The organism is Guyparkeria sp. (assembly GCF_046540515.1).
In the GTDB taxonomy this organism is placed as follows: domain Bacteria; phylum Pseudomonadota; class Gammaproteobacteria; order Halothiobacillales; family Halothiobacillaceae; genus Guyparkeria.
Window position 1 is genome coordinate 1 of sequence record NZ_JBKHFB010000034.1, and the last position, 17,256, is coordinate 17,256.

At 66.9% G+C, this 17,256-nt stretch carries 13 protein-coding genes; 2 read left to right on the plus strand and 11 right to left on the minus strand.

The genetic code is table 11. From position 1 onward, the window contains the following. The 3 genes from ACLFRM_RS05730 to argS form a co-directional block, all read right to left on the minus strand. Positions 1-1,541: 7TM diverse intracellular signaling domain-containing protein (locus ACLFRM_RS05730; RefSeq protein ID WP_410754763.1), on the minus strand; the 1,541-nt coding region annotated here is incomplete at its 3' end. Between the two features lie 144 nt (positions 1,542-1,685). Further along, positions 1,686-2,249, minus strand: coding sequence for an SPOR domain-containing protein (locus tag ACLFRM_RS05735; RefSeq protein WP_410754765.1), 564 nt, complete (start codon positions 2,247-2,249; stop codon positions 1,686-1,688). 8 nt (positions 2,250-2,257) lie between these two features. Continuing rightward, positions 2,258-4,021: an arginine--tRNA ligase gene (gene argS / locus ACLFRM_RS05740; protein WP_410754766.1), complete on the minus strand. Its 1,764-nt coding sequence runs from the start codon at positions 4,019-4,021 to the stop codon at positions 2,258-2,260. 224 nt (positions 4,022-4,245) lie between these two features. Here argS and folE point away from each other — a divergent pair, with 224 nt between their 5' ends. Continuing rightward, a complete protein-coding gene (folE, locus tag ACLFRM_RS05745; protein ID WP_410754767.1) occupies positions 4,246-4,857 on the plus strand; it encodes a GTP cyclohydrolase I FolE in 612 nt (203 codons plus the stop codon). Between the two features lie 4 nt (positions 4,858-4,861). After that, positions 4,862-5,593 (plus strand): SDR family oxidoreductase, encoded by a 732-nt coding sequence (locus ACLFRM_RS05750; protein WP_410754768.1) that lies wholly within the window; start codon positions 4,862-4,864, stop codon positions 5,591-5,593. A 103-nt stretch (positions 5,594-5,696) separates the two neighbouring features. Here ACLFRM_RS05750 and ACLFRM_RS05755 read toward each other — a convergent pair whose 3' ends face one another. The 8 genes from ACLFRM_RS05755 to tkt form a co-directional block, all read right to left on the minus strand. Then, the gene (locus tag ACLFRM_RS05755) at positions 5,697-6,491 is read right to left on the minus strand and encodes an ABC transporter permease (RefSeq protein WP_410754769.1); all 795 of its coding nucleotides are present in this window, start codon (positions 6,489-6,491) and stop codon (positions 5,697-5,699) included. Between the two features lies 1 nt (position 6,492). Further along, the gene (locus ACLFRM_RS05760) at positions 6,493-7,440 is read right to left on the minus strand and encodes an ATP-binding cassette domain-containing protein (protein WP_410754770.1); all 948 of its coding nucleotides are present in this window, start codon (positions 7,438-7,440) and stop codon (positions 6,493-6,495) included. 129 nt (positions 7,441-7,569) lie between these two features. Further along, positions 7,570-9,813: a PAS domain-containing protein gene (locus ACLFRM_RS05765; protein WP_410754771.1), complete on the minus strand. Its 2,244-nt coding sequence runs from the start codon at positions 9,811-9,813 to the stop codon at positions 7,570-7,572. A 140-nt stretch (positions 9,814-9,953) separates the two neighbouring features. Next, positions 9,954-11,018: a class II fructose-bisphosphate aldolase gene (fba, locus tag ACLFRM_RS05770; protein WP_410754772.1), complete on the minus strand. Its 1,065-nt coding sequence runs from the start codon at positions 11,016-11,018 to the stop codon at positions 9,954-9,956. Between the two features lie 146 nt (positions 11,019-11,164). Then, complete coding sequence (gene pyk / locus ACLFRM_RS05775) at positions 11,165-12,634, minus strand: pyruvate kinase (protein ID WP_410754776.1); 1,470 nt, start codon at positions 12,632-12,634, stop codon at positions 11,165-11,167. Positions 12,635-12,642: 8 nt separating this feature from the next. Next, positions 12,643-13,827 (minus strand): phosphoglycerate kinase, encoded by a 1,185-nt coding sequence (locus ACLFRM_RS05780; protein WP_410754773.1) that lies wholly within the window; start codon positions 13,825-13,827, stop codon positions 12,643-12,645. A gap of 141 nt (positions 13,828-13,968) precedes the next feature. Further along, the gene (gene gap, locus ACLFRM_RS05785; protein WP_410754774.1) at positions 13,969-14,967 is read right to left on the minus strand and encodes a type I glyceraldehyde-3-phosphate dehydrogenase; all 999 of its coding nucleotides are present in this window, start codon (positions 14,965-14,967) and stop codon (positions 13,969-13,971) included. Between the two features lie 93 nt (positions 14,968-15,060). Continuing rightward, positions 15,061-17,049: a transketolase gene (gene tkt / locus ACLFRM_RS05790; RefSeq protein WP_410754775.1), complete on the minus strand. Its 1,989-nt coding sequence runs from the start codon at positions 17,047-17,049 to the stop codon at positions 15,061-15,063. Positions 17,050-17,256 lie beyond the last annotated feature (207 nt).

Sequence of the window (17,256 nt, forward strand, 5' to 3'; positions counted from 1 at the left end):
GTCGCCTGGGCCAGCGACTGTCCCGGCAGCAGGACGACGAATTCCTCGCCGCCGTAACGGAAACACCCGTCACCCTCGCGCACGTTGGCCTGCATGACGCGTGCAAGGCAGCGCAATGCATCGTCACCGGCCAGGTGACCGTAGCGGTCGTTGTAGTCCTTGAATCGGTCGGTATCCAGCACGATCAGGCTCAACGGCGCGCCGCTGCGCAGGCTGGTCGCGATGGCGAGCTCCAGATGCCGATCAAGCGACCGCCGGTTGTAGAGCCCGGTCAGGCCGTCCTGCTCGCTCAGGAACCGGTAGCGGTCCCGCTCACGCGCCAGCTCCGCCTCCTCGCGCTGCTTGTGACGGATGCGATTGCCCAGCGCGAAGGCGAGCAACAGGGCCTCGGCCAGCGACCCGACCGGCAGTGCCACCATCAGCCAGGTGACGTAGGGCAGCCAGCCCAGCAGCATCGCCAGATACAGCAGCACGGCCAGCGAGAATACCGACCAGCCCAGCAGCAGATAAACGGCCGGCCCGAAGCCGCGCCGCATCGCCCGCACGGCCGACCAGACCACGATCGCCACCGTGGCGACGGCGTAGCTGGCAACGATCGCGAACGAGAACACGCCAGCCAGCCAGATCGAGGCCGGCATCGACAGGAGGGCTACCACCATGATTCCGACGAAGACACGATCGAGCGGCCGGTCGTCGCGCTGAGTGCGGAGAAACCGCCGCACGAACCAGATGCCCGACAAGGCCATCAGGGCGACGGCGAGCTGGGCGCGCGCCGCCGGTGGTATCGACTGGGCTACCTCGGGCAGCCACGGCGTGAGGATGTTGTAGCGCAGGCCGATATACAGCACGGTCGCGGCGAGAAATGCCGCGTAGCCGAGGTAGGTGCGCTCGCGGACCGCGAGCATCAGGAACAGGCTGTAGACGGCCATGCCCAGCATGGCGCCGAGGTAGACGCCAAAAAGGGTATAGCGGATCAGGCTGCGCGTGCGTTCCTCGTCCATCGAGCCCAGGGTCAGGCGCAGTGCGGCCGGACCATCGGCTCGCATCTGGATCAGCAGTTCGCGCTCGCCGTCAACCGGTGGCAACAACCGTCCCGGATGCCCCGACACGTCGAGCAGCCCACCGATCTGGCTGGCCTCGCGCACCTCGCGCCAGCCACCGACCGATGAGCCGGGCAAGGCCGCCGGGTCGCGCAGGAAGACACGCGGGTCGCGGAAAAAGGGCCAGCGAATCGACAGCCAGCGCGCCTCGCCCAGGTCCCGCCCGTCAAGGCTGACCCGCAACCAGAGCCAGCCCTGATACGGCCCCAGGTTGAGGGCCGGGGCCTCGGCGGTCCGGTAGTCGAGGGATTGCGCCTCATCGGGCGAGAGGCGTTCGTCACTGGTCGCCCACTGGGCGCCGGGCAAGAGATCGACTTCGGCCTGCACGAACGGGGTGAACAGCAAGAGGCAGAAGGCCAGCCACGCCACCGCGAACAAGCGGGCCTGGCCGCGTCCTCGCCGTGCCGCCTCAATCCGCCCCGCCGTATCGCCACCCACCATGTGCCGTCCCCGGAATGGGCCAGTCGTTGCCCGAGCCGCGCCGACGCACCCCCGGGTCATCGGACCCTGCGCATCACCGCCGCTCGTGTATGTGGCCCACTTTATTCCGAGTATGGCACCGGGACAATCTTCCTGCCGCGACGGTCAATCCTCGTGACGACGAGGCGAGGTCGTCTCGATGCCCGCTTCCTCGAGCTGGCGGCGCAGGGCATTGATTTCCTTCGCCGGCAGTGGGCCGAGTATCACGCGGTGATAACGCTGGCCCCCGACATCGACGGGGTCGACCCGGCTTTCCGCCCCCAGCAGGGCGAGTTCGGCCTTGCGTGCTTCGGCGTCCCGCACCTTGCTGAACGAGCCGGCCTGCACCAGGTAGTGCGCATCCGGCACCAGTTCAGTCGACTCGCCGGGCGCCTCCTCCATGGCCCCCTTCTCGGACTCGCGGGCACGGGGCGGCTGGTTCCCTTCCTCGGGCAGGAGGGTATAGAACTGGAACTCGGGCGAGACCGACTCCTTCTCGGGCGGTTTCTCCACGCTGCGGGCATCGGTCTGCCCGGTGGACGGAGCGGGCGATCGACTGTTGTTCTCCGCCGTCAGCCGGGCGAGCACCACCACCATCCCGACCAGCAGGACCAGCGCGATCGCAAGCGCCCACTTCGCGCCGCGATTACCGCCCGAGGACCGCGGCCGATTCACCTTCTTGCGTGCCATGGCAGCGATTACATCTCGTCCGGTGCGTTGACGCCCAGCAACGCAAGGCCGTTCGCCAGCACCTGGCGGGTGGCCAGCACCAGGTTCAGCCGGGCGTTGCGCAGCGGCGCGTCGTCACCCAGCAGGAAGGCATGGGCGTTGTAGTAGCTGTGGAAGTCCTGGGCGAGATCGCGCAGGTAGTGGACCAGCTGGTGCGGCTCGTGGGCGGTCGCCGCCCGTTCGATCAAGGCTGGGTACTGGGCCAGTCGCTTGAACAGCGCCTGCTCGTGCGATTCGGTCAGCCGCTCGTAGGCCTCGCGACCGGCCTGCGGCTCGTGAGCGAAGCCGCGCAGCGGCAGCTGACGGAACACGGAGGCTACCCGCGCATGGGCGTACTGGATGTAGTAGAGCGGGTTCTCGTTGCTCTGGCTCTTGGCCAGATCCAGGTCGAAGTCGAGGTGCTGGTTGGCCGCCCGCATCACGTAGAAGAACCGGGCAGCGTCGTTGCCCACTTCCTCGCGCAGCTCGCGCAGGGTGACGAAGCTGCCCGAGCGAGTCGACATCGGCACCCGCTCGCCGCCCCGGTAGAGAATGGCGAACTGGACCAGGGAGACGGTCAGCCGGTCGGCCGACTTCCCCAGCGCGGTCAGCGCGGCGCGCACCCGGGGCACGTAGCCGTGATGGTCGGCGCCCCAGATGTCGATCACCTGGTCGAACCCCCGCTCGAACTTGTCGAGGTGGTAGGCGATGTCCGAGGCGAAATAGGTGGTCTGGCCGTTGTCGCGTCGCACGACGCGGTCCTTGTCGTCACCGAAGTCGGTGGAGCGGAACCACAGGGCGCCGTCACGCTCGTAGACATGCCCCTCGGCCTGAAGGCGTTCGATGGCCCGCTCGACCAGCCCGCGATCGGCCAGGCTCTGCTCGGAGTACCAGTTGTCGTACACGACCCCGAACTCGGCGAGATCGACCCGGATGTCGTCGAGGATCGAGTCCAGCGCGGCACGGAAGACCAGCCGGTAGTTCTCCTCGCCTAGCTCCTCGTGCATCCGCGCGATCAGGGCATCGATGTGCTGCTCCTTGTCACCGTCGGGCGCGTCGGGCGGCAGGTCGGAGAAGACCCGGTCGGCCGGCGCCAGCATGCGCGCCCCGTGCTCCGCTTCCAGTGCGCGGGCGATGTCGACGATGTAACCCTGCGACTGGTACGCGGCCGTCGGAAAGTGGCCGGTCACCCCGTGGTGCTCGAGGTAGCGCAGCCAGACACTCGCGGCCAGGATGTGCATCTGCCGGCCGGCGTCGTTGACGTAATACTCGCGCTCGACATCCGCGCCGATCGCCTCGAGCAGGTTCGCCACCACCGAACCATAGGCCGCGCCACGACCATGACCGACGTGCAGCGGCCCGGTCGGGTTCGCCGAGACGAACTCCACCTGTACCCGCTGGCCCGCGGCCGCATTCGACCGACCGAAGCGCTCGCCTTCCTCGAGGATGCGGTCGATCAGGGCGAAGGCCGCACCTGCCTCGACGAAGAAGTTCATGAAGCCCGGACCGGCGATCTCGACGCGCTCGACGCCCTCCTGGTCGACGAAGGCGGCGACGATGCGCTCGGCAATCGCGCGCGGCGACTGCTTCATCGGCTTGGCCAGCTGCATGGCCAGGTTGCTGGCGAAATCCCCGTGGGCCGGGTCCTTGGGCACCGTCAGCACCGGCGTTACCGACACCTCGGCGGGCAGGTCGCCCTCGGCGACCAGTTGCTGGCAGATGGCCTGGAGACGTTGTTCGATTACGGCCTTCACGGACGGGATAACCCCTTGGCTTGAAATGCGTGACACGGGCACCGATACCGGCACCGGGAAAGAACGCGACAGTTTAGCGGCAAGCCGGCCGCCGACCAACCGGCGGGCCCGCGCAGCCCTTTCCCGCGCCGAGAGCAGGGCACGGCAATGCCCGGACAGGCTCGACGGCACCTGCTAAAGTTGGCGCCAGAAATTTCGAGCCTTTTACTGAGAGAAACCCCGACATGGCTGCCTTGCACGAGGACGACTTCCCCGAACCGGTCGGCGCGGACGAAAAGCGCATCGAGACCATCGCCGGCGCGGTCAGGACCATCCTGGCCGAGCTGGGCGAGGATACCGCCCGCGAGGGACTGGTCGACACGCCCAAGCGTGTCGCCAAGGCGCTGCTCTACCTCAACCAGGGGCTGAACCAGCGCCTGGAATCCGCCATCGGCAACGCCCTGTTCGAGTCGGACAACGACGAGATGGTGGTGGTACGCAACATCGAGTTCTACAGCCTGTGCGAACACCACATGCTGCCGATCATCGGCCATGTCGACATCGGCTACATCCCGCAGGGCAAGGTGCTGGGGCTGTCCAAGATCGCCCGCATCGTCGATCTCTACGCCCGCCGCCTGCAGATCCAGGAGAACATGACCCAGCAGATCGCCGAGGCCGTGGAGCAGGCCACCGGCGCGGCCGGCGTCGCCGTCCAGGTGCGTGCCGCGCACATGTGCATGGCGATGCGCGGGGTGGAGAAGGTCGAGTCCGAGACCATCACCTCGCGGATGACCGGGCAGTTCCGCGACAGCGCGGCCACCCGCAACGAGTTCCTGCAACTCGTCACCCGGGGCTGACACCATGAGCCGCCCGCAGACGGTCCTGATCACCGGGGTGACGCGTCGCGTGGGCGCCCACCTCGCCGAGCACCTCTTGGCGAACGGCCACCGGGTCATCGGCACGTACCGCCATGAGACCGACGCCCTGCACGCCCTGATCGACCAGGGCCTGATCGCGATGAAACTCGACCTGCTCGAGCGCGACCGTCTGGCCGGCTTTGCCGGGCAGGTCGCAGGGAAAACGGACAGGCTCGACCTGATCGTGCACAACGCCTCGATCTGGCACCGCGACGAGGACGTCGCCGCCAACCCGGAACTGGCCACGGCGATGTACACCGTGCACGCGACCAGCCCGATCGAGCTGACCGAGCACCTGCAGCGCGTCCTGCCCGCCCGAGAACGGGACGACGGTCACGCCGACCGGCAGGTGGTGTTCATGACCGACGCGCACCTCGACGAGGGCGAGCCCGACCACATTCATTACATCGCCTCGAAGGCGGCGATCGAAGGCTCGGTGCGCTCGCTCGCCCTGCGTTACGCCCCGCACACCCGCGTGAACGCCATCGCCCCCGGGCTGCTGATGTTTCACCCCGAGGACGACGACGCCTACCGGCGCAACCGTCTCAAGCGCCGCCTGCTTCCCTTCGAGCCCGGCCCGGGCGTGGTCGGCCAGACCATCGACTACCTGATGGCCTGCCCGCTGATCAACCAGGCGGTGATCCGGCTGGATACGGGACGGTGGTGGGAGAGCTGAGAGCCGGAAGCTGGCAAAGATGATCGCCAGGGCATCTCCGGGCGCCAGACCCGGCAGAAGCACGCTCGCCTGACAGCTCCCGGCTGTCAGCTTCAGCCTCGGCTCAGTCCCACAACCGCCGCCGCACCAGCGCGACTGCGAGGTAATAGGCGGCCACGGCAAAGCCGGCCAGCACGGCCAGGTGGGCGAGCAGGTGCTCGACCGGCTCACCGACCATCAGGGGGCGGATCACCTCGATCGCGTGCGTCAGCGGCAGCACCAGCACGGCGGTCTGCATCCAGTCGGGCAGGGTTTCGATGGGAAAGAACACCCCCGAGAGCATGAACATCGGGGTGACGACCAGCACGAAGTAGTAATTGAAGAAATCGTAGTTGTCGGCGATCGCCGTCATGATGATCGCCGGACCGGCGAAGGCCAGTCCCAGCAAAAACACCACCGGCAGGGCCCAGAGCGCCATCCAGCCGCCGGGCACCGCACCGAGCAGACCGGCGACGATCAGGATCGCCACCGCGCTCAGCAAGCCCTTGAAGGCCGCCCAGAGGGTCTCGCCGAGGATGATGTCGTCGATGTCCAGCGGCGTGGCCATGATCGCGTCGAAGGTCTTCTGCGGCACCATCCGCGTGTACACGGAATACATGCCCTCGAAACTCACCGAGATCATCGCCGAGGAGGCCACGATCCCCGAGGCGAGGAACACCAGGTACGGCAGTCCCCCGATGTCGCCCACCAGCGCCCCGAGACCGATGCCCAGCCCCAGCAGGTAGATCACCGGCTCGCCGAAGTTGAGCACGATCGCCGGGCCGAGCAGCTTGCGCCAGACCAGGAAGTTGCGCGCGAACACGGAAAAGGCGGCCAGTCGAGCCCGGGGAACTTGCCAGATCGAACGCTTCATCGGCATGTCAGTCCCGCAGTTCGCGGCCGGTAAGATGGAGGAACACGTCCTCCAGCCCGGCACGACGGTGGATCACGGTCAGGCCATCGGGCTGACCGAGGAAGTCGAGAATCGGCGCCGGGGCGCTGGTGTAGACGTAGACGGCGGTGCCATGGCGCTCGACGCGCAGGGCCATCGAGGTCAGTGCGGCGAACACCCCGTCGCTGACCGCGCCGCGCAGCTCGATCACGTCGGGCTCGACGTGCCGTCGGATCAACTCGCCCGGCGTGCCTTGGTCGAGAATCCGGCCGTGGTCCATCACTACCAGTTCATCGCAGAGCCGCTCGGCCTCTTCCATGTAATGGCTCGTCAACACCAGGGTCACGCCGCGGGCGCGCAGCTCCGCCAGCCGTCCCCAGATGACGTGACGCACCTGCGGGTCGAGTCCCGAGGTGGGCTCGTCGAGGATCACCACCTCGGGGTCGTTGACCAGGGCCCGGGCAATGGTCAGGCGGCGCTGCATGCCGCCGCTGAGCTGGTCGACCCGGGCATCGGCCTTGTGCGTCAGGTTCGCGAACTCGAGCAGCGCATCGACCCGGTCGGCCACCGCGCGGCGGGACAGGCCGAAAAAGCGGGCGTACATGAACAGGTTCTCGCGCACGGTGAAGTCCGGATCGAGATTGTCGCCCTGCGGCACCAGCCCGACCCGCGCGCGAATCGCGCGCGCCTCGGCAGGCAGCTGGTGGCCGAGCACGGCGAGCGAACCGGCATCGAAGTCGGCCAGCCCCATCAGCATCTTGAGCGTGGTCGTCTTGCCGGCGCCGTTCGGCCCCAGGAACCCGAAGCAGCGACCGGCGGGGATGTCGAAGTCCACGGCATCGACGGCACGCAGTGACCCGAAACACTTGACCAGGCCACGCGCACGCACGACCGGATCGGTCGGGGTGGGGGCGGATGGCGACTCAGATGCGGTCAAGACCTGCTCCTCTGGCGGGAAGGGGCCGGGATGATGGTCGACCGGGCCGGGCTTTGCAAGCGCATGTCGGCCCTCGGCTGTCCGGTCTTCCCGGCATCGCCGCGACGAGGCGACAACCCTCGGGACCGTTCAGTCCGTGGCAGCCGCGCGGTCGTCGAGTCGCACGGCTACCCCGGCAATTAGCACGACACGGCCTCCCTCGTCCCGGATCGGCGTGAGTGTCGTGTGCCAGCGCGCGCGGCCGGCCGGCAGATCGAGTGTCTCGTCGTAACGGATCGACCGCCCGGCCTCCAGGCAGGCACGGTACCGACGCGTGACGTGGTCGGCGACCTCCGGGGAGAGGATTTCCTCGGGGAAGGCCCCGGCGAATTGATCACGGGACAGGCCGGTCGTACGCTCGTGGGCCGGGTTGTTGGTCAGGAAACGGAACGAGCCGCCGGGTTCGACGGCGACCAGGAAGATGGCCTCCTCGACCCCCTCGACGATCGATCGATACAGCCGCTCGCTCTCGGCGAGCCGCTCCTCGAGCGCGACGGTTTCTTCCGAGTCGATCAAGGCCCCGACGACCCGCTCCGGGCGCCCCTCGGCATCCCGTAGCAGGCGTGCGTGATCGGTGACCCACAAGGCCGAGCCGTCCGGCCGCAGCAGGCGGTAGCGACTGCGCTTGCGATCGTCCGGCCACCGGGTGAAGTCCCCCTCTTCCACGGCACGCGCCCGATCTTGGGGATGCAGGGTCTGCTCCCACCAGTCCGGGCCATCGATCAAGGCATCCGGGGTGTAGCCGAGGATCTCGCGAATGTTCGCGCTGACGTACTCGAGCCGATCGGGCCGATCGGCGCGGAAGGTATAGATGACCGCAGGACTGGCGGCGAGGAAGGCGTCGAGACGGTCACGCTCGGCCTGTGCAATCGCGGCGGCACGGCGTTCGCGATCGACATCGTGGAAGAACCACCACAGCCGTGACGGCTGCCCCGACTCGTCGGCTATCGGCACGACCTGTACCCGGAACCAGCCCGAACCGCCATGCAATGCCGATAGCCGGAGCGCGCCGTTCCAGCGCTCGCCGCGTGCGATCGCCCGCTCGAACGCCTCGAGCTGCAATCCCTCGAGCCCCCGTGCCGGCCAACCGTGCCCGTCGTCGGTCGACACGCCCGCCCCGAAGGTGCGGCGAAACGCGTCGTTGACCAGCAACGAGCGCCCCTGCATGTCCGTGAGCTCGAGCGGCTGGGGACTGAGCTCGAACAGCGCATCGCGCTCGGCCTCCGCGCGGTCGATGACCACCATCCAGCGCGTCCGCTGCCAGCGCGACAGGAGCCATAGACCCAGCGCGGTAAGCAGGAAGGCGACCACCACGCCGGCAAGCAGCGTGGCCATGCGCCCCTGCATCGCCGCGTGGAGCTCGGTGATCGACTCCACGGCGACGAGCCGGGCCGGGGCGCGGCTTTCCTGGGTAAGGATCGGCACCGGGCGCGAGACGGCCAGCCACTCTTGACCACCACTGGCAAAGCGCCAGCGCGACGGCAACTCACCCTTCAACTGTCGAAGGGCGGCGGCGAGGCCGGCGTCATCCACCTTGGGGCCGTCGATGTAATACTCGCCGTTGCCCACCGGGGCAATGTTGCGCCGCTCGCGCATCTCCGCCCAAATATTCGCCTCGGCGATCTCCGCCGGGAGCAACAGGGTGGCACGCGCGCCGAGACTTTCCCGCAGGTAGTTGTCGACCGGCTTGACGCCGGTGCCCACTTCCACGGTGCCGATCACCCGGTCCGACCCTCCGGGAGAGCCCCCGGGATTCGGCGCCCATACCGGCTCGGCCGCGCGAAAGCCGGAGAACACGCGACCGACCTCGAACCCCATTGCCCCACGACCGCTGCGGTAGACCTCGGCCAGCAGGGGGCGAACCGAGGCCAGTTCATCGCCGAACCGGTCGGGGGCATGCACCCGCAAGAAGCTGACCACCTCGGGACCGATATGGAACTGCATCACCCGGTCCTGGCCCTGGATCAACTCGGAGGCGATGGGTGTGATGGCCCGGGCCAGCTTGCGCCGCAGCCGGGATGCCTCCTCGCCGCCGGCACCGCCACCTTCGAGCTCCACCATCGCGCGGGCCTGGGAAAGAATCTCGCGCACCCGCCCGTCAAGCGACAGAATGCGCGCGATCCGCGCGAGCTCGGCCTGGCGGCTCGACAGGGCGTACTCGGCGGTGTCGAGCAGCCGGTCGGCGCGAGCATCGACCTCGGCCTCGTGTTCACGCTGCACCAGCAGCCCACCCAGCACTCCGAGCAACAGCCATCCCAGCAGAACCATGAGCCAGACGACACGAAGCCCCGGTCGCCGGTTGGCGGTCGGCAGCCGGGGCACGGAATCATCCATGGGCGCGTTGCGTTCCATCGGGGGGATTATCACGTATTTGCGCCCTCCCGCCTACGCCTGTCCGTCCCGACGGAAACAAAAAACCCCGCCAGCTGGCGGGGTTGTCTCTGCAGCCGTGCCGGGCGTCGCCCGGCGCAGGATCAGCGGATCTTCTGCTTGAGACTGCCGGACTCGTAACGCTTGTACATCTCTTCCAGGGAGATCGGACGGATCTTGGAAGCCATGCCGGCCGAACCGAAGGCCTCGAAGCGCGCCTTGCAGATGGCCTGCATGCCCGTGGTCGCTTCCTTGAGGAACTTGCGCGGGTCGAAGTTGGCCTTGTTCTCGGCCAGGTGCTTGCGCACGGCACCAGTGGACGCCATGCGCAGGTCGGTATCGATGTTGACCTTGCGAACGCCGTGCTTGATGCCCTCGACGATCTCCTCGACCGGCACGCCGTAGGTCTGGCCCATGTCGCCGCCGTAGTTGTTGATGATCGCCAGCCACTCTTCCGGTACCGACGAGGAGCCGTGCATGACCAGGTGGGTATCCGGGATGCGCTCGTGGATCTCCTTGACGCGATCGATGCGCAGGATCTGGCCGGTCGGCTTCTGGGTGAACTTGTAGGCGCCGTGGGAGGTGCCGATCGCGATCGCCAGGGCGTCGACGTCGGTCTCCTTGACGAACTGGGCGGCCTCTTCCGGATCGGTCAGCAGCATGTCCATGTCCAGCTTGCCTTCCGCGCCGTGGCCGTCTTCCTCGCCCATCTCGCCGGTTTCCAGCGAGCCGAGGCAGCCGAGCTCACCCTCGACGGAGACACCACCGGAGTGCGCCATCTCGACGACCTTGGCGGTGACGCCGGCGTTGTACTCGTAGTCGGACGGGGTCTTCATGTCCGGCAGCAGCGAGCCGTCCATCATGACCGAGGTGAAGCCCGACTGGATCGCGCGCAGGCAGACGCCCGGATCCGAACCGTGGTCCTGATGCATGACGATCGGAATGTGCGGGTAGGCCTCGGTGGCCGCCTCGACCAGGTGGCGCAGGAACGGCTCGCCGGCGTACTTGCGCGCGCCGGCGGAGCCCTGCAGGATCACCGGGCTGTCGACTTCGTCGGCGGCCTGCATGATCGCGTGGATCTGCTCCATGTTGTTGACGTTGAACGCCGGCATGCCATAGCTGTGTTCAGCGGCATGGTCCAGCAGTTGGCGAAGCGAAATGAGCGCCATAGTGCCTCTCCTCAAGTTGAAACGTAGTTGCGAAACTGCGCGGGCCTCCCGGCCGTTTGGCCAGGAAACCGGAAATTCGATCAGCGCGACAGCATACCCAGCGCGCCCGGATATGCAAAATCGCGCCGGGACACCTCCGTCGGCGGTCAGTCGACGGAGATCACGTCTCCGACCCGAACGATCTTCATCGCGTTCGTGCCGCCCATCTGACCCATCAGGTCGCCCTTGGTGATGATCACCAGATCACCCTCGTCGAGCTTCTCCATCTGCTGCAGGCTCTCGATCACCATCCGGTTGACCTCGGCGTGATCGGTCGACGGTACCGGGAAGTGCACCGCCTGCACGCCGCGGTAGAGGCCGACGCGGCGCGCGGTCTCCTCGGAGCGGGTGAAGGTGTAGATCGGGATGTCGGTGTCCACGCGCGACATCCACAGCGGCGTCGCCCCCGACTCGGACAGGGCGACGATCGCCGCCACCGAGAGGTGGTTTGCCGTGTAGATGGCCGAGTAGGCGATCGCCTGGTCGATGCGCTCGAAGGGCACGTCCAGCGGCGGCGCGCTCTTCTTGGCCTCGATCTGGTACTCGGCCCGGTGGCAGACCCTCGCCATGGTCTCGACCACGCGCACCGGGTACTTCCCGGCTGCCGTCTCCGCCGAGAGCATCACCGCGTCCGTGCCGTCGAGCACCGCGTTGGCCACGTCGAACACCTCCGCCCGTGTCGGGATCGGGTTGTCGATCATGGTTTCCATCATCTGGGTCGCGGTGATGACGGGACGATTGAGCTCCTTGGCCATCTGGATGAAGGCCTTCTGCACCGCGGGCAGCTCGGCGTCGCCGATCTCCACGCCCAGGTCGCCCCGGGCGATCATGATGGCGTCGCTCGCCTGGATGATCTCGCGGATGCAGTCGACCGCCTCGGCACGCTCGATCTTGGAGACGATGTGCGCGCGGCAACCGGCCTCCTGCAGCAGGCGGCGCGCCTCGTGGATGTCCTCCGCCGAACGCGGAAAGGACACGGCGATGTAGTCCACGCCGATCTCGGCGGCCGTCTTGATGTCGGCGCGATCCTTGTCGGTGATCGCGGGCGCGGACAGGCCACCGCCCTGACGGTTGATGCCCTTGTTGTTGGACAGCGTGCCACCGACGGTGACAGTCGTCTGGACCTGGTTGCCCTGGACGCGGTCGACCTTGAGGACGATGCGTCCGTCGTCGAGCAGCAGGATGTCACCCGGGCGCGAGTCGGAGACCAGTGCCTTGTAGGTGATCCCCACCTTGGTCTCGTCCCCGCTGTCCGGATCGAGATCGGCATCCAGCGTGAACGGTCTGCCCTCCTCGAGCTCCACCTTGCCGCTCTTGAAGCGGTCGATGCGGATCTTCGGACCCTGCAGGTCGCCGAGGATGGCGACGTAGCGCCCCTCGGCCGCAGCCGCCTCGCGCACCATGTCGGCGCGGCGCTGGTGATCGGCCGCCTTGCCGTGCGAGAAGTTCATCCGCACGACGTCGATACCGGCGCGCACCAGGTCGGTGATGGTCGCCAGGTCGTCGCTGGCCGGGCCGAGCGTCGCGACGATCTTGGTACGTCGCTGCTCCGGCAGGTGATCAGTGGAACCGTGCATGTTTGCCATCAGCCTTTCGCCCGCTCTTCGAGCATGGCGACCGCCGGCAGGGTCTTGCCTTCCAGGAACTCGAGGAACGCACCACCGGCAGTCGAGATGTAGCTGACCTTGTCGTAGATGTCGTACTTCTGGATCGCCGCGATGGTGTCACCGCCGCCGGCCAGGGTGAAGGCCTTGGTATCGGCGATCGCCTGGGAAATGCGCTTGGTGCCGTCGCCGAACTGGTCGAACTCGAACACGCCCACCGGGCCGTTCCAGACGACGGTGCCGGCGTTCTCGATCACCTTGGCCAGCGCCTCGGCGCTCTCCGGACCGATGTCGAAGATCATGTCGTCGTCGGCCACGTCCTCGACACGCTTGAGCACGGCCGGCTCGTTCTCGTCGAACTGCTTGCCGACGACCACGTCGGTCGGCAGCGGGATGCTGGCACCGTTGCTCTTGAGCTTGTCCATCAGGGCCTTGGCGGTCGGCACGAGATCGTCCTCGCACAGCGACTTGCCCACCCCGTGGCCGGCGGCCTTGACGAAGGTGTTGGCGATGCCGCCACCGACGATCAGCTGATCGACCTTGGCCGCCAGCGCCTCGAGCACGGTCAGCTTGGTGGAAACCTTGGAACCGCCGACGATCGCGACCATCGGACGGGCCGGGTTGGCCAGCGCCTTGGTCAGCGCCTCGAGTTCCTCGGTGAGCAGGGTGCCGGCACAGGCGACCGGGGCGAACCTGGCGACGCCGTGGGTCGAGGCCTGCGCGCGGTGTGCGGTACCGAAGGCGTCCATGACGAAGACGTCGCACAGGGCGGCGTACTGCTTGGCCAGTGCCTCGTCGTCCTTCTTCTCGCCCTTGTTGAAGCGGACGTTTTCCAGCATGACTACCTCGCCGGCGCCGACCTCGACGTCCTTGCCCAGGTAGTCGCGCTCCAGACGGACCTCACGACCGAGCTTCTCGCCCAGGTCCTTGGCGACCGGGGCCAGAGAGTCGCCCTCGGAGAACTCGCCCTCGGTCGGGCGACCCAGGTGCGAGGTGACCATCACGTGCGCACCCTGGTCGAGAGCCGCCTTGATGGTGCCCAGCGAGGCGCTGATACGCGCGTCGGAAGTCACCTTGCCGTCCTTGACCGGCACGTTCAGGTCGGCGCGGATCAGCACGCGCTTGCCGGCAAGATCGAGATCAGTCATGCGGATGACGTTCGCCATGGAAAACTCCTCAATGAGACAGATAAAAAGCGGTAAGGAATGGGAGGCGGCTCGATGGCGCCCAGTCCTTACGGCTTTCGCTGGGTGCGAAAGGCAGGTGGAAAAACGGGTGGGAAAACCCACCCGTTCCGGCCAAGTGGCTTACTTGCCGACGTGCTGCACGACGCGCAGCATGTTGCAGGTGTAGCCGAACTCGTTGTCGTACCAGGCGACGACCTTGACGAAGGTGTCGTCCAGGGCGATACCGGCCTTGGCATCGAACACGGACGGCTCCGGGTGGCCACGGAAGTCGGTGGAAACCACGGACTCCTCGGTGTAGCCCAGCACGCCCTTGAGCTCACCCTGGGAGGCTTCCTTCATGGCGGCCTTGATGTCGTCCATGGAGGCGCCCTTCTCCAGCTCGGCAGTCAGATCGACCACGGAGACGTCGGAGGTCGGCACGCGGAACGCCATGCCGGTCAGCTTGCCGTTCAGGGCCGGCAGGACCTTGCCCACGGCCTTGGCGGCACCGGTGGAGGACGGGATGATGTTCTCCAGGATGCCGCGGCCGCCGCGCCAGTCCTTGGCAGACGGGCCGTCGACGGTCTTCTGGGTGGCGGTGGCGGCGTGAACGGTGCTCATCAGGCCACGCTTGATGCCGAACTTGTCGTTCAGGACCTTGGCCACCGGCGCCAGGCAGTTGGTGGTGCAGGAGGCGGCGGAAACGATCTGCTGGCCGGCGTAGTCGTTGTGGTTGACGCCATAGACGAACATCGGGGTGGCGTCCTTGGACGGGGCCGACTGGACGACCTTCTTGGCACCGGCCTCGATGTGCTTCTGGCAGGTCTCCTCGGTGAGGAACAGACCGGTGGACTCGACCACGACGTCGACGTCCAGGTCGCCCCACTTGAGCTGGGACGGGTCCTTCTCGGCAGTCAGGCGGATCTTCTTGCCGTTGACGACCAGGTTGCTGCCCTCGACCGACACGTCACCGTCGAAACGGCCGTGCACGGAGTCGTACTTGAGCATGTACGCCAGGTACTCCGGCTCGAGCAGATCGTTGATGCCGACGATTTCCAGCTCCGGGAATTCCTGGGTCGCGGCGCGGAACACCATGCGACCGATACGACCGAAGCCGTTGATACCGACACGAATAGCCATGGGTTTTCTCCTAATCGATACGTGGATACAAATCAGTCAGGGCGCATGCGATTGACGACACATGCGCCCGAAAAGGGTTGATGCGACCGCGGATCAGCCCAGCTTGCGGGCTTCCTCGGCGACGCGATCGGCGGTGAAGCCGAACTCCTTGAACAGGTCACCGGCCGGGGCGGACTCGCCGAAGGTGTCCAGGCCGAACACCTTGCCCTGGCTGCCAACGTGCTTGTACCAGCAGGACGTCACGCCCGCCTCGACCGCCATGCGGGCAGTCACGCCGCTCGGCAGCACGGACTCGCGGTAGGCCTCGTCCTGCGCCTCGAAGGCCTCGACACAGGGCATGGAAACCACGCGGACCTGTTTGTCGGAGAGCTTCTCGGCGGCGTCCATCGCCAGACCCACTTCGGAGCCGGTGGCGATCAGGATCAGGTCCGGCGTGCCGTCGCAGTCCTTCAGGACGTAGCCGCCCTTCTCGATGTTGGCGATCTGCTCGGCATTGCGGGTCTGGTGCGGCAGGCCCTGGCGCGAGAAGACCAGCGAGGTCGGCGCGTCACGGCGGACGACCGCCTGCTTCCAGGCCACGGCGGTCTCGACCGCGTCACAGGGGCGCCAGGTCTGCATGCGCGGGATCAGACGCATGGTCGCGATCTGCTCGACCGGCTGGTGGGTCGGGCCGTCTTCGCCCAGACCGATGGAATCGTGGGTGTAGACGAAAATCGAGCCGATCTTCATCAGCGCGGCCATGCGCAGGGCATTGCGGGCGTACTCGGAGAACATCAGGAAGGTGCCGGCAAACGGCAGCAGGCCGCCGTGCAGGACCATGCCGTTCATGATGGCGCTCATGCCGAACTCGCGCACACCGTAGTGGATGTAGTTGGCGTCCGACTCGGTGGCGGTCAGCGCGGTGCAGCCCTTCCAGGTGGTCAGGTTGGACGGCGCCAGATCGGCCGAACCGCCGACCAGCTCGGGCAACATGTCGGCCAGCCCGGTGATGACGGCCTGGGAGGCCTTGCGCGAGGCGACGCTCTCGCCCTTGGCGTCGATCTCCTTGATCAGCGCGCCCATCTTCTGCTCGAAGTCGGCCGGCAGCTCGCCGGCGAGACGACGCTTGAGTTCGGCGGCCTCGGCGGGGTACGCCTTCTCGTAGGCGGCGAAGGCCTCGTTCCACTCGGCCTCGGCCGCAGCACCCTTCTCGGTCGCATCCCAGCCGGCGTAGACCTCGTCCGGGATGACGAACGGCTCGTGGTGCCAGCCGATGTTCTCGCGGGTCGCCTTGACCTCGGCATCGCCCAGGGCGGCGCCGTGGCAGTCATGGGTGCCGCAGAGGTTCGGCGCGCCGAAACCGATCACGGTCTTGGTGCAGATCAGGGTCGGCTTGTCGTTGACCGAGCGCGCCTCGCGGATGGCCGCGTCGATGGCGTCGGCATCATGACCGTCGACATCGCGCACGACGTGCCAACCGTAGGCCTCGAAGCGCTTGGGCGTGTCGTCGGTGAACCAGCCCTCGACGTGACCGTCGATGGAGATGCCGTTGTCGTCGTAGAAGGCGACCAGCTTGCCCAGACCCAGGGTGCCCGCCAGCGAGCAGGCCTCGTGGGAGATGCCTTCCATCAGGCAGCCGTCACCCAGGAAGCAATAGGTGTAGTGGTCGACCACCTTGTGGCCCGGCTTGTTGAACTGGCCGGCGAGCATCTTCTCGGCGATCGCCATGCCCACGGCGTTGGTCAGCCCCTGGCCAAGCGGGCCGGTGGTGGTCTCGACGCCCGGCGTGTAGCCGTATTCCGGGTGCCCCGGCGTCTTGGAGTGCAGCTGACGGAAGTTCTTCAGTTCTTCCATCGGCAGTTCGTAGCCGGTGAGATGAAGCAGAGAGTAGATCAGCATCGAGCCGTGACCGTTGGAAAGCACGAAGCGGTCGCGATTCGGCCATTCCGGGTTCTTCGGGTTGTGGTGCATGTAGTCGTTCCACAGCACTTCGGCGATGTCCGCCATGCCCATCGGGGCACCCGGGTGGCCCGAGTTCGCCTTCTGAACGGCGTCCATGCTCAACGCACGGATGGCGTTGGCAAGCTCTCTACGTGTCGACATAAAACACTCCAAAGGGTTGAAAAAGAAGCGGTTCTGGGCGCCGTGTGCAGTACGCACGCAGACGTCGGCGCCTGACCTTGGGGCAGGCGCGGAAGTTGCGCGACATTGTCCCCAAAAGCCCCACGCAAGGCAACCACCCTGTTTTTCAATTACTTAGTGAACCTCTGCACGAACTCGACAGTGTCTCTGCGGGACCGCCAAGGGGCC